The sequence below is a fragment of the Tritonibacter multivorans genome (assembly GCF_001458415.1).
GTDB lineage: Bacteria > Pseudomonadota > Alphaproteobacteria > Rhodobacterales > Rhodobacteraceae > Epibacterium > Epibacterium multivorans.
In genome coordinates, this window is sequence record NZ_CYSD01000042.1 from 275,066 (window position 1) to 300,215 (window position 25,150).

At 59.7% G+C, this 25,150-nt stretch carries 24 protein-coding genes; 15 read left to right on the forward strand and 9 right to left on the reverse strand.

Features of this window, described 5'->3' with window-relative positions:
* Positions 1 to 41: 41 nt before the first annotated feature.
* Together TRM7557_RS17065 and TRM7557_RS17070 are read right to left on the reverse strand one after the other, a co-directional pair.
* On the reverse strand, positions 42 to 3,839 hold the full coding sequence (locus TRM7557_RS17065) for an efflux RND transporter permease subunit (protein WP_058291417.1): 3,798 nt from the start codon (positions 3,837 to 3,839) through the stop codon (positions 42 to 44).
* Positions 3,836 to 5,089 (reverse strand): efflux RND transporter periplasmic adaptor subunit, encoded by a 1,254-nt coding sequence (locus TRM7557_RS17070; protein WP_058291418.1) that lies wholly within the window; start codon positions 5,087 to 5,089, stop codon positions 3,836 to 3,838. The genes TRM7557_RS17065 and TRM7557_RS17070 overlap by 4 nt, the downstream gene beginning before the upstream one ends.
* A gap of 468 nt (positions 5,090 to 5,557) precedes the next feature.
* Between TRM7557_RS17070 and TRM7557_RS17075 the strand changes: the two genes are divergently transcribed.
* The 5 genes from TRM7557_RS17075 to TRM7557_RS17095 all read left to right on the forward strand — a co-directional run bounded on the left by TRM7557_RS17075 (position 5,558) and on the right by TRM7557_RS17095 (position 11,103).
* Complete coding sequence (locus TRM7557_RS17075) at positions 5,558 to 6,241, forward strand: hypothetical protein (RefSeq protein WP_058291419.1); 684 nt, start codon at positions 5,558 to 5,560, stop codon at positions 6,239 to 6,241.
* A gap of 91 nt (positions 6,242 to 6,332) precedes the next feature.
* Positions 6,333 to 7,676, forward strand: coding sequence for a PQQ-like beta-propeller repeat protein (locus tag TRM7557_RS17080; RefSeq protein ID WP_235811509.1), 1,344 nt, complete (start codon positions 6,333 to 6,335; stop codon positions 7,674 to 7,676).
* A 137-nt stretch (positions 7,677 to 7,813) separates the two neighbouring features.
* Positions 7,814 to 9,286 carry a ribosome biogenesis GTPase Der gene (der, locus tag TRM7557_RS17085; protein ID WP_058291420.1) on the forward strand — a complete coding sequence of 491 codons (1,473 nt, stop codon included), beginning with the start codon at positions 7,814 to 7,816 and terminating at the stop codon, positions 9,284 to 9,286.
* Positions 9,287 to 9,474: 188 nt separating this feature from the next.
* A complete protein-coding gene (locus TRM7557_RS17090) occupies positions 9,475 to 10,428 on the forward strand; it encodes a fatty acid desaturase (protein WP_058291421.1) in 954 nt (317 codons plus the stop codon).
* A gap of 66 nt (positions 10,429 to 10,494) precedes the next feature.
* A complete protein-coding gene (locus tag TRM7557_RS17095) occupies positions 10,495 to 11,103 on the forward strand; it encodes a helix-hairpin-helix domain-containing protein (RefSeq protein ID WP_058291422.1) in 609 nt (202 codons plus the stop codon).
* A gap of 78 nt (positions 11,104 to 11,181) precedes the next feature.
* Here the strand turns inward: TRM7557_RS17095 and serS are convergent, their stop codons facing one another.
* Entirely contained in the window at positions 11,182 to 12,474 is a 1,293-nt protein-coding gene (gene serS, locus TRM7557_RS17100; RefSeq protein WP_058291423.1) for a serine--tRNA ligase, read from the reverse strand.
* A 229-nt stretch (positions 12,475 to 12,703) separates the two neighbouring features.
* Between serS and yajC the strand changes: the two genes are divergently transcribed.
* From yajC to TRM7557_RS17145, 9 genes are all read left to right on the forward strand, one after another.
* Entirely contained in the window at positions 12,704 to 12,988 is a 285-nt protein-coding gene (gene yajC, locus TRM7557_RS17105) for a preprotein translocase subunit YajC (protein WP_058291424.1), read from the forward strand.
* Between the two features lie 33 nt (positions 12,989 to 13,021).
* Positions 13,022 to 14,686: a protein translocase subunit SecD gene (secD, locus tag TRM7557_RS17110; protein ID WP_058291425.1), complete on the forward strand. Its 1,665-nt coding sequence runs from the start codon at positions 13,022 to 13,024 to the stop codon at positions 14,684 to 14,686.
* A 3-nt stretch (positions 14,687 to 14,689) separates the two neighbouring features.
* The gene (secF, locus tag TRM7557_RS17115; RefSeq protein ID WP_058291426.1) at positions 14,690 to 15,658 is read left to right on the forward strand and encodes a protein translocase subunit SecF; all 969 of its coding nucleotides are present in this window, start codon (positions 14,690 to 14,692) and stop codon (positions 15,656 to 15,658) included.
* Positions 15,659 to 15,801: 143 nt separating this feature from the next.
* Positions 15,802 to 16,155 (forward strand): Mth938-like domain-containing protein, encoded by a 354-nt coding sequence (locus TRM7557_RS17120; protein ID WP_058291427.1) that lies wholly within the window; start codon positions 15,802 to 15,804, stop codon positions 16,153 to 16,155.
* Positions 16,156 to 16,282: 127 nt separating this feature from the next.
* A complete protein-coding gene (ccmA, locus tag TRM7557_RS17125) occupies positions 16,283 to 16,903 on the forward strand; it encodes a heme ABC exporter ATP-binding protein CcmA (protein ID WP_058291428.1) in 621 nt (206 codons plus the stop codon).
* Positions 16,900 to 17,556 carry a heme exporter protein CcmB gene (gene ccmB, locus TRM7557_RS17130; RefSeq protein ID WP_058291429.1) on the forward strand — a complete coding sequence of 219 codons (657 nt, stop codon included), beginning with the start codon at positions 16,900 to 16,902 and terminating at the stop codon, positions 17,554 to 17,556. Before ccmA ends, ccmB begins: the two co-directional genes overlap by 4 nt.
* Positions 17,557 to 17,599: 43 nt before the next feature.
* Complete coding sequence (locus TRM7557_RS17135) at positions 17,600 to 18,331, forward strand: heme ABC transporter permease (RefSeq protein ID WP_058291430.1); 732 nt, start codon at positions 17,600 to 17,602, stop codon at positions 18,329 to 18,331.
* Positions 18,331 to 18,486: a heme exporter protein CcmD gene (ccmD, locus tag TRM7557_RS17140; RefSeq protein WP_058291431.1), complete on the forward strand. Its 156-nt coding sequence runs from the start codon at positions 18,331 to 18,333 to the stop codon at positions 18,484 to 18,486. The genes TRM7557_RS17135 and ccmD overlap by 1 nt, the downstream gene beginning before the upstream one ends.
* Positions 18,479 to 19,018, forward strand: a complete 540-nt coding sequence (locus TRM7557_RS17145; RefSeq protein WP_058291432.1) for a DsbE family thiol:disulfide interchange protein — start codon at positions 18,479 to 18,481, stop codon at positions 19,016 to 19,018. Before ccmD ends, TRM7557_RS17145 begins: the two co-directional genes overlap by 8 nt.
* Before the next feature lie 4 nt (positions 19,019 to 19,022).
* On the opposite strand, the gene TRM7557_RS17150 is transcribed toward TRM7557_RS17145, so the two are convergent.
* Both TRM7557_RS17150 and TRM7557_RS17155 read right to left on the reverse strand, forming a co-directional pair.
* Positions 19,023 to 19,346 carry a putative quinol monooxygenase gene (locus TRM7557_RS17150; protein ID WP_058291433.1) on the reverse strand — a complete coding sequence of 108 codons (324 nt, stop codon included), beginning with the start codon at positions 19,344 to 19,346 and terminating at the stop codon, positions 19,023 to 19,025.
* A 148-nt stretch (positions 19,347 to 19,494) separates the two neighbouring features.
* Positions 19,495 to 19,794 carry a hypothetical protein gene (locus TRM7557_RS17155; protein ID WP_058291434.1) on the reverse strand — a complete coding sequence of 100 codons (300 nt, stop codon included), beginning with the start codon at positions 19,792 to 19,794 and terminating at the stop codon, positions 19,495 to 19,497.
* Between the two features lie 296 nt (positions 19,795 to 20,090).
* On the opposite strand from TRM7557_RS17155, the gene TRM7557_RS17160 reads away from it, so the two are divergent.
* Entirely contained in the window at positions 20,091 to 20,810 is a 720-nt protein-coding gene (locus TRM7557_RS17160; RefSeq protein WP_074941821.1) for a DUF1223 domain-containing protein, read from the forward strand.
* 6 nt (positions 20,811 to 20,816) lie between these two features.
* Here TRM7557_RS17160 and TRM7557_RS17165 read toward each other — a convergent pair whose 3' ends face one another.
* From TRM7557_RS17165 to purB, 4 genes are all read right to left on the reverse strand, one after another.
* Positions 20,817 to 21,719, reverse strand: coding sequence for a lysophospholipid acyltransferase family protein (locus TRM7557_RS17165; RefSeq protein ID WP_058291435.1), 903 nt, complete (start codon positions 21,717 to 21,719; stop codon positions 20,817 to 20,819).
* A 202-nt stretch (positions 21,720 to 21,921) separates the two neighbouring features.
* Positions 21,922 to 23,034, reverse strand: coding sequence for a flagellar motor switch protein FliG (locus tag TRM7557_RS17170; protein ID WP_058291436.1), 1,113 nt, complete (start codon positions 23,032 to 23,034; stop codon positions 21,922 to 21,924).
* Between the two features lie 77 nt (positions 23,035 to 23,111).
* Complete coding sequence (locus tag TRM7557_RS17175) at positions 23,112 to 23,672, reverse strand: tetratricopeptide repeat protein (RefSeq protein ID WP_058291437.1); 561 nt, start codon at positions 23,670 to 23,672, stop codon at positions 23,112 to 23,114.
* 147 nt (positions 23,673 to 23,819) lie between these two features.
* The gene (gene purB, locus TRM7557_RS17180) at positions 23,820 to 25,124 is read right to left on the reverse strand and encodes an adenylosuccinate lyase (RefSeq protein ID WP_058291438.1); all 1,305 of its coding nucleotides are present in this window, start codon (positions 25,122 to 25,124) and stop codon (positions 23,820 to 23,822) included.
* Positions 25,125 to 25,150: the final 26 nt, after the last annotated feature.

Consider the following 25,150-nt stretch of genomic DNA (forward strand, 5'->3'; position numbering starts at 1 on the left):
TTTCTTTTTAAGTGGTGTGTCGTTGTTGATATTCCGCGCGGTTATTCTGCGGCGCGCAGTTTCGGGTCGTGCTTGGCCGGGTGGGCGTCGCCTTCGGGGCCGTGCGGATGATCTGCCGGTGGGGTTTCCGCATCCAGACCGGTCCAGTCGATTTCCGTCGAAGGCAGCTGGCGGGCCTTGCGGCGCAGTTGCATATCGCGGGCAATCCGGCTGGAGGCGCCGCGGGTGGCGCGGGCCATGCCACGGCCCATGGCGAACCAATAGGTCGAGGCCCAGACCCGGATCGCCAGCAGCGAGGGTGTCACCACCAGTGTCAGCACGGTGGCAATGCCAAGACCAAAGACCACGGCGGTGGCCAGCTGTTTCCACCACAGCGCGGTGGGGCTGTCGATGGTGTAGCCACCGCCAAAGAAGTCGAGGCTGATGCCGAACATCATTGGCGCAAGACCGGCCATTGTGGTGATGGTGGTCAGCAGAACCGGGCGGATACGCGCCTGGGCGGTGCGAATGATCGCTTCGATCCGCGGCATATGCTGCGAAAACTCCTGATAGGTGTCGATCAGAACAATATTGTTGTTCACCACAATCCCCGCCAGCGCCACGATGCCGGTGCCGGTCATAATGATCGAGAAGGGCTGCTGCATGACCATCATGCCGATCAGCACGCCGGTGGTGGACAGAACCACCGCCAGCAAAACCAGCACAGCATTGTAGAAGCTGTTGAACTGCGCCAGCAGGATCACGAACATCAGCGCAAGTGCACCGGCAAAGGCCTTGGACAGGAAGGCCCCGGATTCGGCCTGTTCTTCCTGATCCCCGGTCCATTCCCAGGTGATATTGGCGCCAAAGGGGGTGGTGTCGAGCCATGTGGTCAGCGTGGCAATGCGTTCATTGGCATTGATCGGCACCAACTGGCTGCTGTCGCTTTCCAGAGCCGTGGACAGGGCCTCCGGCGTTTCCGCGCCTGTCAGGGCAAAGACTTCGGTCACAGAGCCATTGGGTAGGGTAAAGGTCTGTCCCTTGGGGACGGTGCCTTCTGGCACGTCCTTCAGGATGGCCAGCGACTGCGGGGTCTCGCCAGATGTGTCCATCACTTGCGTCAGGCCGGGTTCAATGTCGGCCTTTACATCGAAATAACGCTGCTGTTCGGTGCGCGAAATGGTGGCGAGCTTGGGCACCGGCTGGCGGGTGACAAAGTTCGACAGCGGCACAAGCCCTTCGGACGTGCGCAGTTTCAGATTGTCCAATGTGGACAGCACACGCTGGTCTTCCGGAAGGCGCAGGCGGATTTCGATTTCCTCGTCCGAGCTGTCGACCCGCATGGTGTCCAGCAAGATCCCACGGGTGACAAGCTGCACCATTGCCCCAACAGAGGCCACGTCAGAGCCGTAACGACCCGCTTTGGCCACATCGACGTCGATTTCCCAGTCAATGCCGGGCAGGGGGAGGCTGTCTTCGATCTGCACCAGACCGGCGGTCTCCTCGAACTGAGTGCGGGCCGCAACTGTGGCTTCGGTCAGGGTTGCCCAGTCGTCGCCTTTGATGCGCAGATGCACCGGTTTGCCGGACGCAGGGCCACCTGCGATGGCGCGGACTTCGACTTCGAAGCCCGGCAGGCTGTCGACAGCGGCCTGCAGCTGCTCCAGCACCAGATCGCCATCGTAATCGTCTGCGGTCACTTCGCGCGACATCAGACCGCCGAGGATGGGTTCTTCCTGTGTTGGGCGATCTTCCCATGGGATGATCTCGAACTGGACCTGACCAATGGTGTCTGGCGGTGTGCTGGCGCCAGAGCTGTCTGTGTTCAGACCGCCATCGCCCGCAAAGGAGAACACATTGGTGACGGCCTTATGTTCCATGATCAGGTTTTCAGTGGCCCGCACCATGGCGTCTTTTTCGCGCAACGACAGGTTGCCGCGGACGTAAGCCGTGGCCTGTTCGGGTTCCTGTTCGACAAAGAATTCAACGCCATAGTTGTTCTGGCTGAAGGTCTGGAACACGGTGGCAATACCAAAGCCAACAACCGCGAGGGTCACCAGCGGCATGATCGGGTTGCCCGCGATCATTTTGATGATCCAGCCAAAAAGACCCAGGCGATTGCGCGCAGTGACGGTGTTTTCAGTGCGGCGCCATTCGGCCGCGCCCAAGGCCACAGAAGCAAAAAGAGCGGAAAAGATGAACAGGGCGATGCCAGCGATCATCGGGCCGACGCCTTCGGCCTCGGTGAACAGATAGTTGGGGTTCAGCATCTGCATTGCACCGGTAAACATGCACCACAGGGCCAGCGGCACCAGAGCGGCCCGCACGACCCACGGGAGGCTTGCCCGCAATGCGTCCGAGATATAGCCGATGGTGCGCGAGATGCGGCCCGTCACACCGCCCATCACGGGCAGGTAGACCAGTGCCACCACCAGTGAAGCCGACAGAACAAAGATCAGCGTCACCGGCAGCATGCCCATGAATTCGCCCGGAACGCCGGGCCAGAACAGCATTGGCAAAAACGCACAAAGTGTGGTCGCGGTGGAAGAAATAATCGGCCAGAACATTCGTTGCGCGGCCTCGACATAGGCATGCATCGGGCCGGTGCCTTCAGAGATGCGCTTATCGGCGTATTCCACAACCACAATCGCGCCGTCGACCAGCATGCCGACCGCAAGGATCAGGCCAAACATCACGATGTTGGAGATGGAGATATCCATCAGCGCCAGAAGGGCGAAACACAACAGGAAAGAGGTCGGGATCGAGAAACCCACCAGCAGCGCGGCGCGGCTGCCAAGGGCGGCCAGTACAACGATCATCACCAGCGCAATCGCCGTCAGGACCGACCCCTCAAGCTGGCTGACCATCGAGCCAACAACGCGGCTCTGGTCGTTGGAGGTGCCAAGCGTCACGGCCGCCTGAAGCTCCGGCGGCCATTTGGCCTGTGCGGCGGCAAGGGTGGCTTTGACCTCGTCCACGGTGTCGATCAGGTTGAAGCCTTTGCGTTTCACCACCTGCAGTGCCACGGTATCATTGCCGTCAAACCGGGCGGTGCCTTCACGGTCTTCAAAGGTGAAATTGATCTGCGCCAGTTCGCCCAATGTGACCACGCGGTCGCCATTTGTTTTGACGGGCAGGGCATAGATGTCTTCGACACTGTCGAAAGACGAGGGGATCTTGACCGAGAAAGCGCCCTGATTGCTGTCCACTTCGCCCGCGGCGATCAGCTGGTTGTTGTTCTGAACCACGGTGATCAGTTCGAGCGCGGTGACGTTATAGGCCTCGAGCTTCAGCGGATCGATCAGCACTTCGACCATTTCGTCACGGTTGCCCGCGATCCCGGCCTCCAGCACGCTGTCCAGCGCCTCGATCTCGTCCTGTAGGTCTTTGGCCAGACGCGCCATGGTCCGTTCGGGGACCGGACCGGTGAGGTTCACAATGACAATCGGGAACTCGGAAAAGTTGATCTCGGTGATCGAATATTTCTCGGCCCCTTCCGGGAACTCGGCTTCGGCGGTGTCCATCGCGTCACGCACTTCGGCGAGCACGGCAGCCTTGTCCCAGCCAAAATCAAACTCCAGCGCCACACCGGCATAGCCTTCGGCAGCGGTGGCGGACATTTTGTCGAGCCCGTCAAGATCGGCAAGCTCGGTCTCCATCACCTTGACCAGCAGGGTTTCGCTGTCCTCGGCCGAGATGCCAGGGAAAGAGACAGAGATGAAGAGCGCGGGGATTTCAATGTCCGGCTCGCCCTCTTTGGGCAGGCTGACATAGGCGAAACCGCCGACCAGCAGGGAAATGGCGATGAACGCCAGAACCATCCGGGCGCGCGAGGCGGCCCAGTCGACGATGCCCATCATTGGTCAGATCCTTCCGCCAGAGTGCGATAGGTGGCCTCGACCGGGACACCAGCGGTGACAAAATCCTGCCCGACGACGATAACATCGGCTTCTTCCGGCAAGCCGCCGAGCCAGACACCTTCGGCGGTGTCGCGCAGCATCTCGACGGGCACAAAACCTGCTGTCTGGTCGTCGTTTACAATGCGCACACCCAGACGGCCGGCATTGTCAAGGGTCAGGGCCGATTGCGGCAGTTGGTGCGCCTTGGTGCCTTCGGCGCCGATCATGATTTCGGCGGTCTGACCGTCGCGAATGGCAAGATCCGCGTTTGGAACGGTGATTTCGACCTCAAAGGTGCGGGTGTTCTCATCGGCGGAGCGGCTGATGAAGGTCACATTGCCCTGAACCTGCTGGCCGGTGGCCAGACGGGCACCCGCCAGCGACCCCAATGTGACGCGGCTGACTTGGGTTTCAGGCACAAAGCCCACCAGTTTGATGGTGTCCAGCTGGATTACGGTGGCACAGAGGCTGCCGGGCTGCAGCAGGCTGCCAATCTCGGCGGTGTCGCTTTCCAGAAGGCCAGCAAAGGGCGCTTTCAGGACCAGATGCTCCATCTCTTTCTTGGCGGCGGCCACTTCGGCGCGGGCGCTTTCGATGCCGGCCTTTGTGGTTTCCAGACCGCTGAGCCCCGAAGCGATCGATGCATGAGCCGCGCGTTCTGTGGCCTGTGCAGCCGCCAGACGGGTTTCCGACGCATAGCCCCCTTCGGACAGTTTCGAGGCGGCGGTCAGGTTGATTTCCGCCTCATGCAGGCGGGCCTGCGCTTCGGCGATGCGGGCCTGCGCTTCGGGGACGCGGGCTTCGGCTTCTTTCAGGTGCGCTTCGGCTTCCAGCAGGGCCGCAGGGCGGGTGCCGGGGTCCAGCTCGCACAGGATGTCGCCTTTATTGACCGCAACACCCTTGCGCAATGGTTCCGAGATAACGGTCGAAGAGGTCTCGGCGCGCACGTCCACTTCGCGCATCGCGCGGGTCTGGCCCCGCAGGATCACCGCATTGTCGATGTTGCGGGCGCTCGACCGCAGCGCCACAACGCCCACGCGGGAAATCGCCTCTGCCTCGGTCGCGACCTCTGCCTCTGTAGCCGCTGTTTCGGTTTCACCTGCGGAGGCGTCTTCGCCACGGGCAAAGGCCATCAGGCTGTCGCGTTCCATAATCAGGCCGAACAATAGGGCGCTGACCGCAACGGCGGTGAGGGGTGGAATGATACGCATGACGGTCTCCGTCTGAATGACTCGTCTAAATAGACGTCTTTTTCGATCAATACCCTGTGAAGTGCAGGTGATACTGTGATTTAGGTCACAGAAAGGTGACCTTACGTCGCCAATTGCCCTGCGTTTGCGCATTTTCGGCGCGCTCTGGTGTTGGGCGGGCAATGGCAGCGCTGTGCTCTCCCTCTGATATAGGGCGAAGCTGGGCGCGTGCCAAAAGCCCAATGGTCGCAGGCCCGAGAAAGTTTCGAAACATCAGGCAGATGTTTCCGGCGCGCAACGGTTTTACGCAGCAGGACCGCCCAGCAGGACCAGACGCGCGGCAGATCAGCGGTGATCCCCGTTTGCTAAGGCTTGGCTTGCGACGGTCAAGCGGCTATGACAAGCCGGAGATTAAGTTTTTCAGCGCGCCTGCGCGCCGGAAATGAAAGACGTTTGGCGACTGCCAACACGAAGTTAAGGGCCAAAGACATGAGCGATACCGACAGTTTCATCGAAGAGGTGACCGAGGAAGTCCGGCGGGATCGCCTGTTCCTCATGCTGCGGCGCTATGGCTGGATTGGCGTGGCCGGTGTTCTGCTGATTGTGGGCGGGGCCACCTGGCGTGAAATTCAGCGCTCTGCCGATCAGGACGCGGCGCAGGCGCTGGGGGATCAGATGACCGCCGCGCTGGAACAAAACAGCCCCGAAGCCCGCGCCGCCGCGCTGGCCGAGGTTCAGGCCACAGGCCCTGCCGCCCAGGCACTTCTGCGCATGGCGGAAGCGGGCGCCTTGGTGGAAGCTGGCGACAAGGCCGCGGCCGCCGACATGCTGAAGGCGCTGGCGTCAAACGGCGCGCTGGATCAGGTCTACCGCGACCTTGCTGCGTTCAAGGCGCTGGGTCTGCAATCTGATATCCTGAGTGTCGATGAACGCCGCCTTGCCTACGAGGCGCTCGCCCGTCCCGGTGCCCCGCTTTACCTGCTGTCGCAGGAACAGCTGGCGCTCCTTGAGATTGAAACCGGCGACATTGACGCAGCTGTGGCGCGTCTGCGTGAAATTTCCCTCTCGGCTGGTGTGTCTCGGGACTTGCAAGACCGTGTTCGGCAAGTGATTGTAGCGCTTGGTGGTTCGCTGGAAAGCGGGTCTGAGGCAGAGGTCTCTCAGGACGGCTAATACACGCTGACCAGCCGGTCGGAACGGGGGGATTGACGCCCCGCCGACGGCGGATGGGAAGATCAAAAGTAAGGGCAGGGGCATGGCGACAATGTTCGCGGGACAGATTTTCAAAACCAGCGTGAACGCGCGCAAAGGGATGCGGGCGGTGCTGATGGCAACGGCCCTCACGGCACTGGTTGCAGGCTGCGCAGAAGAAGAAGAGATCCTGCGCGGCGTGCGCGAAGAAATTCGCCCCGATGCCCTTTTGGAAGTCGAAAACAAATCCGTTGCCTTCGCCGCTCCGAAACAGGTCGCGAACCGCAGCTGGGCGCAAAGCCCGGGGCAGGCGGATGCGCGCACCGACAATGCCGCCCTGTCGCAGGCCCCGGCGCTGCTGTGGTCGGTGAACATTGGCCAAGGCGACAGCCGCAAACAACGGATCACCGCAGCGCCTATTGTGGCGGGCGGTTTGATTTACACGCTCGACAGCGGCGCGCGGGTGAGCGCGGTTTCCCCCGAGGGGGCGGTGGTGTGGCAGAAACTGGTTTTGCCCCCCAATGACGATGAAACACAGGCCACCGGCGGTGGCATGGCCTATGCGGATGGCGTGATTTACGTGTCTTCGGGCTTTGGCCTGTTGACGGCGCTGAACGCAGAAACCGGCGCACAGATCTGGCAGCAGAAACTGGGCGGTACCGGGTCGGGCCAGCCAACCGTCCACGGCGGGCTGGTGTATCTGGTATCCGGCGATGCCAAGGGCTGGGCAGTCAATACCAAGGATGGCCGCATTGCCTGGCAGATCGAAGCGACCGAGACCCCGTCGAATGTTCTGGGCGCACCAGCACCGGTTGTGACCTCGGATCTGTCGATCTTTGCCTTTGGTTCGGGTGACATTGTCGCGACCTTCAAGCGCGGCGGCTTCCGTCGCTGGGGCGCGGCTGTGTCCGGGCGCCGCGAAGGCAGCGTGATCGCGCAGGTGGGCGATGTCACAGGCGCGCCCTTTGTGCAGGGCAGCCGCATGTATGTGGCCAACCAGTCGGGCCGCACGGTGGCCTTTGATGTGGACAAGGGCACCCGCATCTGGACCGCGCCCGAAGGCGCCACGGGTCCTTTGTGGGCGGCCGGCGACAGCGTGTTCCTGGTCAGTGACCTGAACAACCTGCTGCGTCTGTCGGCGTCGACAGGGGAAATCATCTGGTCCCAGCCGCTGGCGCGGTTCCTGAAGGACAAGCCCGGCAAGCGCGCCGCGATTGTGGCCCATCACGGGCCTATTCTGACCGGTGGTCAGTTGGCGGTGGCCTCGGGCGATGGGGCGCTGCGCTTCTTTGATCCCAAAGATGGCAGCCTGACTCATAGTGTCGCGGTCAAAGGCGGCGCCACCACAGAACCGGTTGTGGCAGGACGCACGCTTTATGTTGTGACCCGCGACGGCGATCTGGCGGCCTATCGCTAAGGGGCTTTGACGGCCCAATAAATTGCGAAATCTCTGGCTCTGCAGCGCAGGTTGCATAGCTCCTTTGTGCAGAAAACACTGGCCCCTTGTCCCGAGATGCGCTATGCGCGCGTCTCAAATCACGGAAAGTCGTACCCATGTCTTTTACCCTCGCCATCGTTGGGCGCCCCAACGTGGGCAAGTCCACCTTGTTCAACCGTCTTGTCGGCAAGAAGCTGGCGCTGGTCGATGACCAGCCCGGTGTAACGCGCGACCTGCGCGAGGGCGAGGCACGTCTGGGCGATCTGCGGTTCACGGTTGTGGACTCTGCCGGTCTGGAAGATGCCACCGACAACAGCCTTGAAGGCCGCATGCGCCGCCTGACCGAGCGCGCGGTGGAAATGGCTGATGTCTGCCTGTTCATGATCGACGCGCGTGTGGGGGTGACCCCAACCGATGAGATCTTTGCCGATATCCTGCGCAAGAAGAACTCTCATGTGATCCTTGCTGCCAATAAATCCGAAAGCAATGCTGCGGATGCAGGCGTGCTGGAGGCCTGGAACCTTGGCTTGGGCGAACCCATCCGCCTGTCGGGCGAACATGGCGAGGGTCTGAATGACCTCTACTCCCAGCTGCTGCCGATCTCCGAGAAGTTCGAAGAAATGGCCGAAGAGACCGGTCCAGAAACCGATGTGAGCCTCGACGACGACGACTTTGAGGATGACGAAGAGGTCGAATACGAAATTCCGATGCCCACCGACCACAAGCCGCTTCAGGTGGCTGTGGTGGGGCGTCCGAACGCCGGGAAGTCCACGCTGATCAACAAGATCCTTGGCGAAGACCGTCTGCTGACCGGCCCCGAAGCCGGGATCACCCGCGACGCGATTTCTTTGCGGATCAACTGGAACGACACGCCGATGCGGATCTTTGACACCGCCGGCATGCGCAAAAAAGCCAAAGTACAGGAAAAGCTGGAAAAACTATCGGTCTCTGACGGTCTGCGCGCGGTGAAATTTGCTGAGGTTGTGGTGGTCCTGCTCGACGCCGCAATTCCGTTTGAACAGCAAGACCTGCGTATTGCGGATCTGGCCGAACGCGAAGGCCGCGCGGTGATCATCGCCGTGAACAAGTGGGATATCGAAGACGAAAAGCAGGAAAAGTTGAAGAACCTGAAAGAGGCCTTCAACCGTCTGCTGCCACAGCTACGTGGCGCGCCGCTGATTACGGTCTCTGCCAAAACCGGTCGCGGTCTGGACCGCCTGCATGATGCGATCATGCGCGCTTATACCACCTGGAACCGCCGTGTGCCGACCTCGGCACTGAACCGCTGGCTCGCAGGCATGCTCGAACAGCACCCGCCGCCCGCGCCGCAAGGCAAGCGTATTAAACTGCGCTATATGACCCAGGCCAAAAGCCGTCCCCCGGGGTTTGTGGTGATGTGTTCGCATCCCGACAAAATGCCCGACAGCTATTCGCGGTATCTGGTCAATGGCCTGCGGGAAAGCTTTGATATGCCCGGTACGCCCATTCGCCTCTATATGCGCGGGCAGGGGGATCAGAACCCCTACAAGGGCAAAAAGAAATCCACGCCCTCGCGGCTGCGCAAGCACCTCGAAGGGCGCAAGTCCTGAACAAGACCCCTCTCGGATGACAATCCGGGAGGGGTTTTTCTTGTGCGCTTGCCCTTTGCGGGATGTTGCGCAACACTTATCTCTGTGTAGCGATTTTCGGCCCCTTTGCACAAAAGGCATAGTTTGTGTTTTCACGACGGTGTCACAGTAGCATTCTAGGGGGGTATTCAGTTTATCAGGGACAGGACATGGATCTAAGGACCTATACCCGTCAATACGCCACGCCCGACAACCGTCTGGCGTCTCTCAGCTATTTTGGTACGTTTGCGGTTTATTTCACCGCGCTAGGGGTGGCCATTTCCCAGTCGGACACATGGTATCTGATGTGGCCTGCGGGGGTGGTTTTTGCCTTTGCGGCGGTGCGGCTTTACGTTTTGCAGCATGACACCGGGCACCACAGCCTTTTTGAAACACGGCGCCAGAACGAATGGGCGGGCCATGCGCTGTCGCCGTTTACCTTTGCGCCGTTCGAGGTGATGAAGCAGAACCACAATCTGCACCATGCCAATGTCGGCAACCTAGAACATCGCGAGACCGGTGAGATCCACACAATGACCGTGGCAGAGTGGGACCGCGCCGGGGTGGCGGAACGTCTGTTCTACCGCTTGTATCGCAACCCTTTTGTGCTGGTACCGCTTGGGGCGGCCTTCACCTATTTCATCCGCTATCGTTGGCCCAAGAACACGGTTCAGTTCGGTATGTGGCAGGTGCTGGCGCATAATCTGGTGATCATTGCGCTGCTTTATGTGCTCTATGTGATTGCAGGCAGCGAAGGGCTGCTGATCTGGCTTGGGTTCTCGTTCCTTGGGGGCATGATCGGCGTTTTCCTTGTCTATCTGCAGCATAATTTCGAGGACACCTACTGGGACCGCCGCCCGGATCTGAAGCCTCAGATCGCAGCCCTTCAGGGGTCATCCTGTCTCGATTTTGGCTGGTTTTTTGATTTCGCCGTGGCCAATATCACCTTGCATGACATCCACCATTTCAACGCCCGGATTCCGTCCTATCGCCTGCGCCAATGTCATCACAATATGCCAGAAGACTGGGGCCTGCGCCGGATCAAATTCGCAGAAGCCATCCGTGCTTTGGGGCTGAAACTTTGGGATGAAGAGGCAAAGCGGCTGGTTCCCTTTCCGAAATAGACAAAGTGTATATACAGTGTTAGATGTATGTATTGATAAACAAAGGAAAAAGAACAGGAAGATTGAATGACCCCAATTCTCAGACTGACAGGTGTAGGCCCGGCACTGGCCAAAGCCCTGCAGAGTAATGGCATCAAAGCCGTTGAAGACATTGCAAAACTTTCCGCTGAGGACCTGTGCAAGGTCCCCGGAATTGGGGTCAACCGAGCGGCGAAATTACTTGCGGCGACTCAGGTTATGATTGGCACTGTGGCCAAGGCGGATCCTGTTGCACCGGCCGCGAAAACCACGCCCGCGGCACGCAAAACCACAAAATCTTCCACACCGTCGCCCAAGACCGCCAAAGCGGTGACAAAACCAGCCGCCAAAGCCGCATCTCAACCCGCTGCCAAGCCAGCCGAGCCAAAGGTGGCTGAGCCCAAACCCACCAAAGCCGAGCTGAAAGCCGCCAAGGTCAAAGCCAAGGCGAAAAAATCTGCAAAGAAAGCGGAAGAGCTGGAAGCCGAATTTGCCGCGGCCAAGGGCAAGGCCAAAGAAAAGGCCAAAAAGAAGAAAGCCAAGGCCAAGAAGGAAATCGCCAAAGAGAAGCTGCGCGAAAAGAAGATCCTTGCGGCGAAAGGCAAAAAAGACGGCAAAGGGAAATCCGAAAAGCCGAAGGGCAAAAAGGGAAAGTAACCCTTACCCTGAATTGAAAAAACCGGCGCTGCGGGATCGCCCGAGCGCCGGTTTTCTTCTGTCTGGCAGGGACGGCGTTTAGGCCAGTTTGCCCTCTGCGGTCAGGGTCAGCTTGCCGCCCAGATAGGGCGCCAGCGCTGCGGGCAGTTTCACCGATCCATCCGCCTGTTGGCCGTTCTCCAGTACCGCAATCAGGCAGCGCCCCACAGCCAGGCCAGAGCCATTCAGCGTGTGCACAAACTCGGGCTTGCCGCCACCTGCGGGTTTGAAGCGGGCGTTCATACGGCGCGCCTGGAATTCACCGGTGGTCGAAACGGAAGAGATTTCGCGGTAGGTGTTCTGACCCGGCACCCAGGCTTCGATGTCATAGGTGCGGCGCGCGCCAAAGCCCATGTCGCCGGTGCAAAGCACGACCGTGCGGTAAGCAATGCCCAGCTTTTCCAGGATACCCTCGGCGCAGCCCAGCATGCGTTTTTGTTCTTCGTCGGAATTGTCCGGGTGCACGATCGACACCATCTCGACCTTCTCGAACTGGTGCTGACGCAGCATGCCCGAGGTGTCCTTGCCCGCAGACCCGGCCTCCGAACGGAAACACAGCGTGTGCGCGGTCATGCGGATCGGCAGGGCGCTTTCTTCCAGCGTGTCACCGGCAACCGAATAAGTCAGCGGCACCTCAGAGGTCGGAACCAGCCACCAGCCATTGGTGGTCTGATAGCTGTCTTCGCCGAATTTGGGCAGCTTGTCGGTGCCATACATCGCCTCATCGCGCACCAGCACGGGAGAGTTCACCTCGGTCAGGCCGTTCTCGTCCACATGGGTGTCGATCATGAATTGCGCCAGTGCGCGGTGGATACGGGCCACGGCGCCCTTCAGCAGCACAAAACGCGCGCCCGAGATTTTGGCGGCGGTTTCAAAATCCATCGCCGCGGCAACGCCAGCGATTTCAAAATGCTCTTTCGGCTGGAAGGTGAATTCGGGCTTTTCGCCCCAGACCTTCACCTCGACATTGTCGTCCTCATCTTCACCCGCGGGCACATCGTCGGCGGGCGCGTTGGGGATCCGTGCAAGCATATCTGTCAGCTTCGCGTCCAGTTCCTTGGCTTCTGTCTGCATGGCAGCGACTTCAGCCTTCTTCTCGGACACAGCGGCCCGCAGGCGTTCGAATTCGGCGTCATCGCCTTTGGCCTTGGCCGCACCAATCGCCTTGGCGGCGCGGTTCTGTTCGGCTTGTGCCTCTTCGGCGGCCTGGATCTTGGCGCGGCGCTGCTCATCAAGGGACAGAACAGAGGACGACAGGGCAGCATCTCCACGGCGGGCGAGGGCTGCGTCAAAGGCGGCCGGGTTTTCGCGGATTGCACGGATGTCATGCATGGGTCTGCTCCTGTGTCATGCAGTTGGTGTTCAATGTGTCTCCTATGCCCCAAGGCGGGGGCGAGGGGAAGGGGAGAGGCCCCTGAAAACCACTTCAAGTGGCAATCTGACGGGGATGTTGCACTCGGGTCGCCGCTTGTCTTGCATTGGCCTGTGTCAACGCATAGGTTCCTCAGCAAAATCCGGGCACAAATCCTTGTGCCTCAATGACGAAAAAGGAACTCGTTTAATGGACGGCAACGCAATCGCCCAGTTTATCCCTCTTATTCTGATCTTTGGTATCATGTACTTCCTGCTGATCCGCCCGCAGCAGAAGAAGATGAAAGAGCATCAGAACATGGTTGAAGCCCTGCGTCGTGGCGACCAAGTCGTGACCCAAGGCGGCATGATCGGCAAGGTTGCCAAGGTCAAGGAAGACGGCGAAGTTGAGGTGGAAATCGCAGAGGGCGTCAAAGTCCGCGTTGTGAAATCCACCATTGCCCAGGTTCTGAACAAGACCGAACCCGCGAAGTAACTTCGCGCGTTAAGCTATTATAAAGGCAGGGTAATGCTGCAAATTGATACCTGGAAAAGGGTTCTCATCTGGCTCGCCTGTGTGGCGGGCCTTTTGGCTGCCCTGCCCAACGCGTTTTATACGCGTGTGGAGCAACACAATGATGCCGTCGCCGCAATCGAACTGGGGGCGGATACGTCCGAGAACCAGGCGATGGCGGGCCAATGGCCAAACTGGATGCCGTCGGGCCTTGTGAACCTTGGTCTGGACCTGCGCGGCGGTGCGCATCTGCTGGCCGAAGTGAAGGTCGAAGACGTCTATGAGGCGCGCATGGATGCGCTCTGGCCCGAGGTGCGCAACAGCTTGCGCGGGGAACGTGCCACCATCGGCACCTTCCGCCGCGATCCAGAGGCCCCGGTGGATCAGATTCGTCTGCGGATCTCCAAACCCGAAGGGCTGGATCAGGCGATGCAGATCCTGCGCGGTCTGGCCAATCCGATCCAGACGCTGACAGGCGCGGGCGCCAATGACATTGAGATCACCGGTTCCGGCAACACCATCACCGTGCAGCTGTCGGACGCGGAAAAGATCGCCACCGACGACCGCACCGTGCGCCAGTCGCTGGAAATCATCCGTCGCCGGATTGACGAGGTTGGCACCCGCGAACCCACGATCCAACGTCAGGGCGCGGACCGCATTCTGATTCAGGTGCCGGGCATTGGCTCTGCGGCGGAACTGAAGGCGATCATTGGCACCACCGCACAGTTGACCTTTAACCCGGTTGTGGGCCGTGCCTCCAGCGCCGAGGAACGCGCAGGCGTCGGCAACAAAGTGGTGCCTTCGCTCGATCAGGTTGGCACCTTCTACGTGATCGAAGCTGCGCCGGTTGTGACGGGCGAAGAACTGGTCGATGCGCAGCCTGCGTTTGACCAGAACGGCCGTCCGGCGGTGAACTTCCGCTTCAACACCTCGGGTGCGCGCAAGTTTGGCGACTACACCCTTGAAAACATCGGCCAGCCCTTTGCGATTGTGCTGGATGACGAGGTCATCTCCGCGCCCGTGATCCAATCCCATATTCCGGGCGGGTCGGGTATTATCACCGGCAACTTCTCGGTCGAGGAAAGCACCAATCTGGCGATCCTGCTGCGGGCTGGCGCCCTGCCGGCCGAGCTGGAATTCCTCGAGGAACGCACCATTGGCCCGGAATTGGGTCAGGACAGCATTGAGGCAGGCCGTGTAGCCACCGCCGTTGCTTTTGTCGGCGTGCTGGTCTTTATGGTGCTGAGCTATGGTCTGTTTGGCATCTTTGCCAATGTGGCGCTGATCATCAACGTCTGCCTGATCTTTGGTGTGCTGAGCACCATTGGCGGCACGCTGACCCTGCCGGGCATTGCCGGTATCGTCCTGACGGTCGGTATGGCGGTGGATGCCAATGTGCTAATCTTTGAGCGGATCCGCGAAGAGATCAAAGCAGGCCGTGGCCCGGCGAAGGCCATTGACGAGGGCTACAACAAAGCGCTGAGCGCGATTGTGGATGCCAATATCACCACCTTCATCACCGCTGTGATCCTGTTTGCCATGGGCTCTGGCCCGGTGCGCGGCTTTGCGATCACGCTGGGGCTGGGGATTGTGACGTCGGTCTTCACTGCGATCTTTGTAACGCGCCTTTTGGTGGTGATGTGGTTTGAACGCCGCCGCCCGAAAACGATCGAGGTTTAAGACATGCGACTGAAACTAGTACCTGAAAAAACCTCTTTCGATTTCTTCAGCCGCTGGAAGCTGTGGCTGGGCCTGTCGGCGGTTCTGATGGTGGTGGGCTTTGTGTCCTTTGCCATTCAGGGGCTGAACTTTGGCATCGACTTCCGCGGTGGCACCACCATCCGGACCGAGGCCACAACAGCCATTGATGTGGGCCAGTACCGTGACGCCATTGCGCAGCTGGATCTGGGCGATGTGTCCATCACCGAGGTCTTTGACCCCTCTTTTGCCGCCGACCAGCATGTGGGCATGATCCGCATTCAGGCCCAGGCCGGTGGTGAAGCCCTGAGCAGCGACGTGATCGCTGCGGTGCAATCGGCACTGGATGCGGTGGCGCCGGGGATCAAATTTGTCTCTGTCGAAAGCGTTGGACCGAAGGTCTCGGGCGAACTGGTGCAAACCGCTGTTCTGGCTGTTCTGCTCGCGATTGGCGCGGTTCTGGTCTATATCTGGCTGCGGTTTGAATGGCAGTTTGCCGTCGGCGCTGTGGTGGCGCTGGTGCACGATGTGATCCTGACCATTGGCATCTTCTCCGAACTACAAATCAAATTTGACCTCGCAATTATTGCCGCACTGCTGACCATTGTTGGCTACTCGCTCAATGACACCGTGGTTGTGTTTGACCGCGTGCGCGAAAACCTGCGCCGCTACAAGAAAAAGCCACTGGCCGAGGTTCTGAATATCTCGATCAATGAAACCCTCAGCCGCACGATGATGACATCTGTGACCACTTTGCTGGCGCTGATCTCGCTTTATGTGCTGGGTGGGGATGTGATCCGGGGCTTTGTCTTTGCAATGATCTGTGGCGTGGTCTTTGGCACCTATTCCTCGGTCTTTGTTGCCTCCACCATCCTGTTGTGGCTGGGCGTCAAACGCGACTGGTCGAAACCCACGACCCCCACCGGCAACCAATTTGCCAATGTGGATGCATAAATGATCAAGGGCCGCGGCGAACACCGCGGCCCTTCTTCTTTTGGCCCAAAAATACTCTGGAGCCACCGGTTTGAAAAACGGGGCAGAGCCTCGCATTTCGCCCCCCAAGATGCTAGGTCGAACAAAAGCCAAAGGAGAGCCCCATGCGCCTGAACGAGGTCCAATACACTGACGCCAAACCAATTGACGGCTATGGTCCGGGGTTCTTTCGTGTGGGCGGGGACCTGTTTGAAGGCGCCATGCTGACCGACACCACCGGCACGCGGGCTTGGGGCGGTTACGGGGATGCTGAGACCCTGCTTGCCTTGGCCGGTCAGGTCGATGTGCTGTTCATCGGCACCGGCGCTGAGATCGCCCATATTCCCGCTGACCTGCGCAGCGCGCTCGAAGCGGCCGGGCTCGGGGTCGAGATCATGAATTCCCCCGCCGCCTGCCGGACTTACAATGTGCTGCTCTCCGAAGGGCGCCGCATTGCACTGGCGGCACTGCCGGTTTGACCCCTTCCAAAGGGCAGGCAAAAATGTGCCTTTTCCTTTGGCCGCGACCTGTGGTTTGATCCAGCGCAAGGAAAGACGCGTCGGTTTCAGCTTTTAAGGCGCTGCAACAAAGGGATAAGCCGGTTTCATGACATTGCAGATCACCGATCTGAGCCTTGCGCGCGGCGGCGTGCCGGTGCTGGCAGGGCTGAGCTTTACGCTCGGACCGGGGCGCGCGCTGATCCTGCGCGGTCCCAATGGTGTGGGCAAGACAACCCTGCTGCGCACCGTGGCCGGGCTGCAGCCGCCCTTGGCCGGCACGATCACCGGGGCCGAAGACCAGATCGCCTATGGCGGCCACTCTGATGGGCTGAAGCTCGGCCTGACTGTGACCGAGAACTTGCGGTTTTGGGCTCAGATTTTTGGGCAGCGTGATTTTGAACCCGCGCTGGAGGCGTTCAATTTGGCTGAGCTGCGCGACCGGCCCGCAGGCGGCCTGTCGGCAGGGCAGAAGCGCCGCCTGTCGCTGGCGCGGCTGATGGTCACCAGGCGGCCGATCTGGGTGCTCGATGAACCCACCGTCAGTCTGGATGCGGCGTCGGTGCAGCTGTTCGCGGCCAGCGTTGAGGCCCATCTTGCAGCGGGCGGTTCGGCGCTGATGGCAACCCATATTGATCTTGGCCTCGACGGGGATGTTCTGGACCTTGGGCCGTTTAAGGCCAAAGCCACAGCGCCCGTGGCCGATGGGTTTGACGAGGTGTTCCTGTGATTGCGCTGCTTCTTCGGGATCTGCAACTGGCGTTCCGGGCAGGCGGGGGCTTTGGCCTTGGGCTGGCGTTCTTCTTGATCGTCACAGTGATGGTGCCGTTCTCGGTCGGGCCAAATTCGACCACATTGGGCACCATCGCTCCCGGCGTCCTATGGCTTGGTGCGCTCTTGGCCTGTCTGTTGTCATTGGACCGACTGCTGGCGCTGGATTGGGAAGATGGCAGCCTTGATCTGCTGGCCACGGCACCGCTGCCGCTGGAGGGGGTGCTGGCGGTAAAAGCGCTGGCGCATTGGATCACCACCGGCTTGCCCTTGGTCCTTGTCGCACCGGTTCTGGGCGTTCTGCTGAACCTCGCACCGGCGGGGTTTTTCTGGATCACCCTGTCGCTCTTGATCGGCACACCGGCGCTGTCGATGATCGGCACCTTTGGCGCGGCGCTGACCGTCGGCCTGCGGCGCGGGGGGCTGTTGCTGTCGCTGCTGGTCATGCCGCTCTATGTGCCGACTTTGATTTTTGGCGCCGAGGTTGCGCGCCGGGGCGCTGCGGGCTTTGCGACGGAGACACCGCTTTTGATGCTGGCAGGTATTACCGCGGGCACCCTTGCGTTTATGCCGTTTGCCGCCGCCGCCGTCCTGCGCGTCAATTTGCGCTAGGGCGGGCATTGAGATGACACTTGGGGAGAGCTAAATAGCCATCATGTCGATCTGGGAATACGCTAATCCGACCAAGTTCCTGCGCACCTCCGCGCGGGTGATGCCGATGCTTTGGGTGGCCTCTGCGGTGTTGATCATTGGCGGGCTGATCTGGGGTTTTTTCTTTACCCCGGATGACTACCGGCAGGGATCCACCGTGAAGATCATCTATCTGCATGTGCCTTCTGCGTTGATGGCGATCAATGCCTGGTTCATGATGCTGGTGGCCTCGCTCATCTGGGTGATCCGCCGCCATCACGTGAGCGCGCTGGCGGCCAAGGCCGCAGCGCCTGTGGGCATTGTGATGACGCTGATTGCGCTGATTACCGGGGCGATCTGGGGGCAACCGATGTGGGGCACCTGGTGGGCCTGGGACCCGCGGCTGACATCCTTTCTGGTGCTGTTCCTGTTCTACCTTGGTTATGTCGCGCTGTGGGAGGCCATCGACAATCCTGACACCGCTGCAGACCTGACGTCGATCCTCTGTCTGGTGGGGTCCGTCTTTGCGGTTCTGTCGCGCTATGCCGTCAATTTTTGGAACCAGGGTCTGCATCAGGGGGCGTCGCTTTCCTTGGACAAGGAAGAGAATGTCGCGGATATTTTTGCCTACCCCTTATGGACTTGCATGGCGGGTTTCATTCTGTTGTTCATCGTTTTGGTTCTGTATCGCACCGGAACCGAGATCCGCCAGCGCCGCATTCAGGCGCTGGTCGCACGCGAAAGGCTGGAAGCATAATGCCGGAACTTGGGAAATACGCTGACACGGTTCTATCGGCCTATGGTGCATCGCTGACGCTGTTGATTGGCCTTGTGGTCTGGACGCTGGTGCGGGGGCGCCGCGTGCAGTCGCAGTTGAAAGAGGTCGAGCAAAGGAGACGCTCTGATGGCTAAGGTGTCGCCACTGATGGCTGTGCCGCTTCTGGTTTTTTCGGGCTTTGTTGGCCTTGCTGTGATCGGCATGGGGCGTGATGACCCGGATGCCTTGCCGTCGGCACTGGCAGGGCGCGCAGCGCCGACCATTGCCTTTGACGCCTTCCCGGAAAAAGCAGGATTTGACGATGCCACATTGCGCAATGGTCAGGTCAAGCTGGTGAATTTCTGGGCCAGCTGGTGCGGTCCCTGTCGGGTAGAACACCCCAATCTTCAGGCTCTGGCGGACGAAGGCATTGCTGTCTACGGCGTCAATTACAAAGACCAGCTGGGCAATGCCGCAAGCTTCCTTGAGGAACTGGGTGACCCCTATGCCGGGCTCATGCGCGACGAAGGCGGGCGACGATCTATTGAATGGGGGCTTTATGGCGTGCCCGAGACCTATGTGATCGACGGCGACGGCAATGTGGTGCTGCGCCACGCCGGGCCTGTGACCCAACGCGTCATTCAGGAAACCCTGCGCGCGGCACTGGAAAACGCGGCGACGAACTGATCGCTTAGCCGCCTTTTTTAACCCGAGTGGTCAGCGCGCAGGCTTCTGCGCTGTCCTGCAGGTCGTCCTGCGCAAAAGTTTTGAACGAGGGCTCATCCATGAGCCATCTCGAAAAGAAATCAAAATCACCGCTGCTCGCTCTGGTTTCGAGGTAGTGGTCAAGCGCCGCGATGCTGTCCCAGTTATGGGTCACGAAAATCTGGTAGCTGCCGATGTCGCGCGTCATAGACGCCCCAAGGCAGCCGGGAAAAACCTTTGTTTCCTCAATCATGTCCGCAATATGCGCGACCACGTCCCCGTAATGTTCGAGCTGGGGGCGCACAGTCACTTCTACAACTTGGGGCAATATTCCGCTTCTCGATGGTTTTACGATGCTGACCTTACCTTATGGTAGGAACAGGCAACACCAATCCAACTTTCGCAGAAAACTGACTCTGTGACTCTTTGGTCAGCTTTTTGCTTACTCAAGGTTGAGTTTAGTCTTCTCCCAAAGGTTCCGGTGCGAAGACCTGCACCTGCATTTCCTGTTCCAGAACGCGGCCCTGATCGGCAAAAGCGCCTTGGTCAATGGCGGCATTCATGAAGGCGTAGAAGGCTTCTTCGTTGGTCCAGGTGCTATAGGCGCGGATCAGACTTTCGTCGCGGTTCGAGAACAGGCGCGTTTCCAGCCGGTCAGGGTTCTTAAGATCCGCCGAGATAAAGGTTTGAATGCGTTTTAGGACATCGTCGAAGCATTCTTTGACCGGATTATATGTGATGTGAAAAGAAACAGTCATTGGATGTAATACTTTGTGGAGGAGGGCGCATCCGGCTTTGAAACGGATAAGGAATCACCGAATGAGCTGGATATATTGTCTTCTTTTGCTAAGTGCACTTACCTTATGACGTTAAAATTCAGTAAAATAGGGGATGTCTTCAAAAATCAATCCCATTCTGAGTGGTTCCAATCAGGAAACAACGCTGTGGTCAGCCGCCCTGTGACAGGCGGGATCACCGGCTCTCAAGAATGATTGATTGGCCAGTGCGACACAGAATGCTTAAACCAGAAGCCCTAACAAAAGGGTAGCAACGCATGCGACGTACTGGACAATCCTTGGGCCTGATTTTGGCAGCGCTGACCGCGAGTTTTGCCGTCCCATCCTGGGCCGAGCCGACGCGTCATGGCCCGGTGGTGGTAGAGCTTTTTACTTCGCAGGGCTGTTCGTCCTGTCCGCCTGCGGATGCGTTGCTGCATGATTTGCAGGACAGCCCCGATGTGCTGCCGCTTGCGCTGCATGTGGACTACTGGGATTACATTGGCTGGAAAGACAGTTTTGCGCGCCCCGCACATGCGGATCGGCAGCGGGTCTATGCCCATCACGGCGGCCGCAATATGATCTACACACCGCAGATGGTGATTATGGGGCAACAGGACGTGGTCGGGGCAGATGTCAGGGCGCTGCGCGCCGCGATAGCGGTCCACGACGGGCAGGCCGCTCCTGTCGCAATGGAGCTGAAGGGCGCCAGCAATGAGCTGCTTCTGACCCCTGCGCCGGGCGCTGCCGCATTGCCGGCTCTGGACGTTGTTCTGGTGCGGTATGCCCGCGCCCAGAGCGTCAAGATCCTGCGCGGAGAGCTGGCCGGCCACGAGCTGAGCTATGCCAATATTGTCACCGATATGGTTCCACTGGCCCGCTGGGATGGGCAGAGCGACCTGTCAGTGGCATTGGAGCCCGCGGCTGATGGGCTGGAAGAGGCCGTTTTCATTCAGGAAGCAGGGGGCGGGCGCATTCTTCTGTCCGCGCGCCGCTGATCGGGCTTAGCCCGCTTTGCGTTGCGCGGCTTTCCAGCGGCGGTGGATCCAGAACCATTGCCCCATATGGTCCCGCGCGACCTCTTCGAGATCCTGAAGCACGGCACGGGTCATGGTTTCAGCGTCCGATGCCGGGACTTCGGCATTCATGCGCACCTCAAAGTCCAGACCGTTTTCCTTGCGGATGCCATAGACCGGGATGAAAGCCGCATTGTACTTGAGCGCCAGCTCTGCGGGCACCAGCGAGGTTTCGGCCGCTTGGCCAAAAAACGGAAGCTCCACCCCGCCATAGGTATGCACATCGGCGACAATGGCGATAATGCCGCCTTTCTTGAGGTGGCGCACCAGCTCCACCATCCCGCGTTTTCCCTGCTCAAACATGGGCTTGCCGGTGGCTTCAATGGCTTCCACGTAATGTGCGTTGAAATAGGGGTTGGCCATACGCCGATACAGCGACCCCATGGGGTGCCCCATCTGCGTCAATTTAGAACGCGCCGCGTCGTAGTTGCCAAAATGTGCCGTCACCAAAACCACAGGACGCCCCGCCGCGCGCGCGGCCTCGAAGGCTGCGAACCCGTCACCGGTGATCTGCGCCTGCGCTGCACGTTTGCGAAAGGGCGCGCCTGCATAGAGCTCGGACAGGGTGCGGCCAACATTGTCGCAGACTTCAGCTGTGATGCGATTGACCTCTGCCGGGCTCAACTGCGGAGACGTCAGCGCAAGGTTTTCACGCACCCGTTTGTCGTAACCCGCAACCGGGGCCGCAAGGCGCATAATGCGTCCCATCATTGGAACACGCCATTCATAGGGCAGCAGGCCAATCCCGCCAATCAAGGTGCGGAGGGCAAGGTTCTCCACATAATAGCGGGCCTTTTCCTTGCGGGTCAGCAGGGCGGGATCTTTGGGCATAGGGACGGCCTGGTTCGTTTGTGAAAGTCAGGCGTTTTTACAGGGCGCGCGTGCCCGGGTTTCGGCCTGTTCAGGGGCTGCACAATAAGCGCAAGCTGTCCGGTGTACAAGAAACCACAGCGCCAATTTTGCGACCTGCGCCGATGTGCGCGCACCACAAAGCCGCGCGCTCCGGACCGCAAGGGCCCGAAGCGCGAGAGGCTTATTCTTCTTCTTCTTCGTCGGACTTCAGTTCGATGTCGCCATTGGTGACCAGTTCGCGCAGCATCGACACGATCATCGCAAAGGCCGCTTCGCCCGTGGCTTTCTTCACCTTGCCCAGCTGGCCTGCTTCTTCGCGCAGGTTGGCGGCCATACGACCCGACATATTGGCCAGCAGGAATTCGCTGGTGGCAATGTCTTCTTCGTCGGTGGCATAGGCAATGGCAGTGGTCAGATCCTGCGGGGTAACCGCGCGGATGACCTTCTGGACGTCCATCTTGTCGACCTTCTTGGCGATCAGCGCATAGGTGAAGACGGATTTGCGCACGTCGGCGGCGAATTCTTCGTCTTCTTCGTCCAGCGCGGTCAGCACTTCTTCGCGCTTTTCCGACTGCGACTGGGTCAGGATCGATCCCAAACGCTGGCCCGGTGTTTCGTCAAAGGCGATGTCAGGACGGGCCTCGACCTGTGCGGCCAGTGCGGTGCCAATCTTGTCGACGGTGTCCGGGCTGACACTGCCGGTCTGGCTGACCGCATAGGTGATGCGGCGGGCAACCGGGCCAGGCAGGGACTGCAGCATCAGGGCCGCTTTGCCGGTGTCCAGTTTGGACAGCATGACGGCGGCAACCTCGGTGCTTTCGGCCATGGCGATTTTGGCCAGTTCTTCGGCATCCAGTTTGCGCAGGCGATCCCATGGGTCGCCAAACTGGCGCACGCCCGCTTCGCGGCGCAGCCGTGAATAGGTGTGGCGCGAGATTTTGCCTTCCATCGCATTCAGCGCACCGGCCAGACCGTCTGGAAAGGACAGGCCCACATTGTCCAGTTGGCTGGCAAATTCTTCGGCAACTGCATTCAGGGTCTGACGATCCACAAGGCGCATTTCGCCCATTTGTTTGGTCAGTTCCAGTTGCAGGTCTTCAGGCAGAGACTCCAATGGAATCTCTGCGCCGTCGTTTAGAAGCAGACGCACGACGATGGCGGCTTTGGCTTTGCCGGAAAGCTGTGTACTGCCACCAGAGGTGGCAGGTAGTCCGGGAGAGGCAGGCGCCAGATCCGGAAGGCCCCCAAGATCGGGGCCCCCCATGGGCAGCGCCAGGGCTGTAGATTGTTCCATTCTTGAACCTTATCCCAAAAAGATTCTCTTTCTGTCAGGGTTCAAGATAGACAGGCAGCCGTAAAGAAAGGCTGAAGTTAGTAGTTAATTGTCTGCCCAGTTTCGATTGCCTGACGCAACGAGACCTCGGCCCAGGTTCCCTCACCGCCGCGGGCGCGAATTTCTTTCCATTCACGCAGGGCTTCGACGTATTTACCTTCGGAAACAAACCCTTGCGCCATATAGCTGCGGGCAAGGATATTGTCGGGGTTCTGGGCGATGGCCTGCTGGTAGAACCCGTTCGCAAGGTCAGTGCGACCCAGCTTTCGGTTGGTAAATCCCCAATAGGTCAGGACGCGGTCATTCTTTTGATCCGGGTGCGCCGCCAGCACGGCCTGGGCGTCTTCGAACCGGTCCAGATAGGCCAGCTCGCGCGCGGTTTCCAGCAGTTCGTCGGCGTTCATCGAGGACTTCTCGGGCTTCACACATTTGCCGAGTTCTTTGTCAAAGACACGTTTGCCCCAGCATTTTTTGGTGTCAGCCGACGGCTTGGGCGGGGTGGAGGTGTCGCCACCGGCGGCAAATACCGGCGCGGCAACAGTCAGCGCGGGCAGGACAAGGGCCAGTGTGGCGGCATGAGCAAAGGCTGAAATACGCATGGGGTCAGATCTCCAATGAGTTATCTAAGTTGCTTGTACTTAGTGAACACGGCAAATTGGAAAAACCAATCATCACGGGTGCGTGATTTCGTAAAAAAACCTGCCGCGTGTGCGGCAGGCTTCTGTTTTCTGGCAAGAGGGGCGAAATTATTCGCCGAACACGCGTTTGAAAATCGTGTCCACGTGTTTGGTGTGATAGCCCATGTCGAACTTTTCGTTGATGCCATCGACACCCAGCGCTTTGACGACGTCTTCGTCACCCAGCAGCTCTTCGCGGAAGTCGGTGCGGAATTCCCAGACCTTCAGGGCGTTGCGCTGCACCATGACATAGGCGTCTTCGCGGGAAACGCCAGCTTGGGTCAGCGCCAGCAGCACGCGCTGCGACATCACCAGACCGGGGAACTTGTTCATGTTGTCGAGCATGTTTTCCGGGAAAACCAGCATCTTGTCGATCACACCGGTCAGACGCGCCAGCGCAAAATCCAGCGTCACACAGGCGTCCGGGCCAATCGCGCGCTCAACCGACGAGTGCGAGATATCACGCTCATGCCAGAGCGCGACGTTTTCCATCGCCGGGATCACGGCTGCGCGCACCAGACGGGCCAGACCTGTCAGGTTTTCGGTCAGAACCGGGTTCTTCTTATGCGGCATCGCCGAGGAGCCTTTTTGGCCCATGGAGAAGAACTCCGCACCTTCCAGAACTTCGGTCCGCTGCATGTGGCGGATTTCAATTGCGACGTTTTCAATAGACGACGCAATCACGCCGAGCGTCGCAAAGAACATCGCGTGACGGTCGCGCGGGATCACCTGGGTCGAGATCGGCTCTGCGATCAGGCCCAGTTTTTCGCAGACGTGCTGCTCAACTGCCGGGTCGATATTGGCAAAGGTGCCAACCGCGCCGGAAATCGCACCGGTGGCGATCTCTTCGCGGGCCAGTTTCAGACGCGCAAGGTTGCGGTCCATTTCAGCGTAGAAACGGGCAAATGTCAGACCCATGGTGGTGGGTTCGGCGTGGATGCCATGCGAACGGCCAACACGCACGGTGTCTTTGTGTTCGATCGCGCGCTTCTTCAGCGCCGCCAGGAGGGCGTCCATGTCCTTGATCAGGATGTCAGCAGAGCGCACCAGCTGCACGTTCAGGCAGGTGTCCAGCACATCTGAGGAGGTCATGCCCTGATGCACAAAGCGGGCTTCTTCGGAGCCTACGTGTTCGGCGAGATGCGTCAGAAACGCGATGACGTCGTGCTTGGTGACCGCTTCGATTTCGTCAATGCGGGCGACGTCGAACTCTACGTCCTTGGCTTTCCATACCGCTTCCGCGTTCTCGCGCGGGATCACGCCCAGATCGGCCTGAGCGTCGCAGGCATGGGCCTCGATCTCGTACCAGATGCGGAACTTGGTTTCCGGGGACCAGATGGCCACCATTTCGGGGCGGGAGTAGCGGGGGATCATGGGTGTAATCACCTCTCTGTGAAGGA

What these genes read in the sequence shown, in the direction of transcription:
- secD (WP_058291425.1), top strand. Translation starts at nt 13,022, where the DNA reads ATGCTGCAAATTGATACCTGGAAAAGGGTTCTCATCTGGCTCGCCTGT.
- TRM7557_RS17080 (WP_235811509.1), top strand. Translation starts at nt 6,333, where the DNA reads ATGTTCGCGGGACAGATTTTCAAAACCAGCGTGAACGCGCGCAAAGGG.
- TRM7557_RS17165 (WP_058291435.1), bottom strand. Translation starts at nt 21,719, where the DNA reads ATGCCCAAAGATCCCGCCCTGCTGACCCGCAAGGAAAAGGCCCGCTAT.
- TRM7557_RS17175 (WP_058291437.1), bottom strand. Translation starts at nt 23,672, where the DNA reads ATGCGTATTTCAGCCTTTGCTCATGCCGCCACACTGGCCCTTGTCCTG.
- TRM7557_RS17075 (WP_058291419.1), top strand. Translation starts at nt 5,558, where the DNA reads ATGAGCGATACCGACAGTTTCATCGAAGAGGTGACCGAGGAAGTCCGG.
- serS (WP_058291423.1), bottom strand. Translation starts at nt 12,474, where the DNA reads ATGCATGACATCCGTGCAATCCGCGAAAACCCGGCCGCCTTTGACGCA.
- der (WP_058291420.1), top strand. Translation starts at nt 7,814, where the DNA reads ATGTCTTTTACCCTCGCCATCGTTGGGCGCCCCAACGTGGGCAAGTCC.
- TRM7557_RS17135 (WP_058291430.1), top strand. Translation starts at nt 17,600, where the DNA reads ATGTCGATCTGGGAATACGCTAATCCGACCAAGTTCCTGCGCACCTCC.
- TRM7557_RS17065 (WP_058291417.1), bottom strand. Translation starts at nt 3,839, where the DNA reads ATGATGGGCATCGTCGACTGGGCCGCCTCGCGCGCCCGGATGGTTCTG.
- TRM7557_RS17145 (WP_058291432.1), top strand. Translation starts at nt 18,479, where the DNA reads ATGGCTAAGGTGTCGCCACTGATGGCTGTGCCGCTTCTGGTTTTTTCG.
- yajC (WP_058291424.1), top strand. Translation starts at nt 12,704, where the DNA reads ATGGACGGCAACGCAATCGCCCAGTTTATCCCTCTTATTCTGATCTTT.
- TRM7557_RS17120 (WP_058291427.1), top strand. Translation starts at nt 15,802, where the DNA reads ATGCGCCTGAACGAGGTCCAATACACTGACGCCAAACCAATTGACGGC.
- purB (WP_058291438.1), bottom strand. Translation starts at nt 25,124, where the DNA reads ATGATCCCCCGCTACTCCCGCCCCGAAATGGTGGCCATCTGGTCCCCG.
- TRM7557_RS17160 (WP_074941821.1), top strand. Translation starts at nt 20,091, where the DNA reads ATGCGACGTACTGGACAATCCTTGGGCCTGATTTTGGCAGCGCTGACC.
- ccmD (WP_058291431.1), top strand. Translation starts at nt 18,331, where the DNA reads ATGCCGGAACTTGGGAAATACGCTGACACGGTTCTATCGGCCTATGGT.
- secF (WP_058291426.1), top strand. Translation starts at nt 14,690, where the DNA reads ATGCGACTGAAACTAGTACCTGAAAAAACCTCTTTCGATTTCTTCAGC.
- TRM7557_RS17155 (WP_058291434.1), bottom strand. Translation starts at nt 19,794, where the DNA reads ATGACTGTTTCTTTTCACATCACATATAATCCGGTCAAAGAATGCTTC.
- TRM7557_RS17090 (WP_058291421.1), top strand. Translation starts at nt 9,475, where the DNA reads ATGGATCTAAGGACCTATACCCGTCAATACGCCACGCCCGACAACCGT.
- TRM7557_RS17170 (WP_058291436.1), bottom strand. Translation starts at nt 23,034, where the DNA reads ATGGAACAATCTACAGCCCTGGCGCTGCCCATGGGGGGCCCCGATCTT.
- TRM7557_RS17070 (WP_058291418.1), bottom strand. Translation starts at nt 5,089, where the DNA reads ATGCGTATCATTCCACCCCTCACCGCCGTTGCGGTCAGCGCCCTATTG.
- ccmA (WP_058291428.1), top strand. Translation starts at nt 16,283, where the DNA reads ATGACATTGCAGATCACCGATCTGAGCCTTGCGCGCGGCGGCGTGCCG.
- TRM7557_RS17095 (WP_058291422.1), top strand. Translation starts at nt 10,495, where the DNA reads ATGACCCCAATTCTCAGACTGACAGGTGTAGGCCCGGCACTGGCCAAA.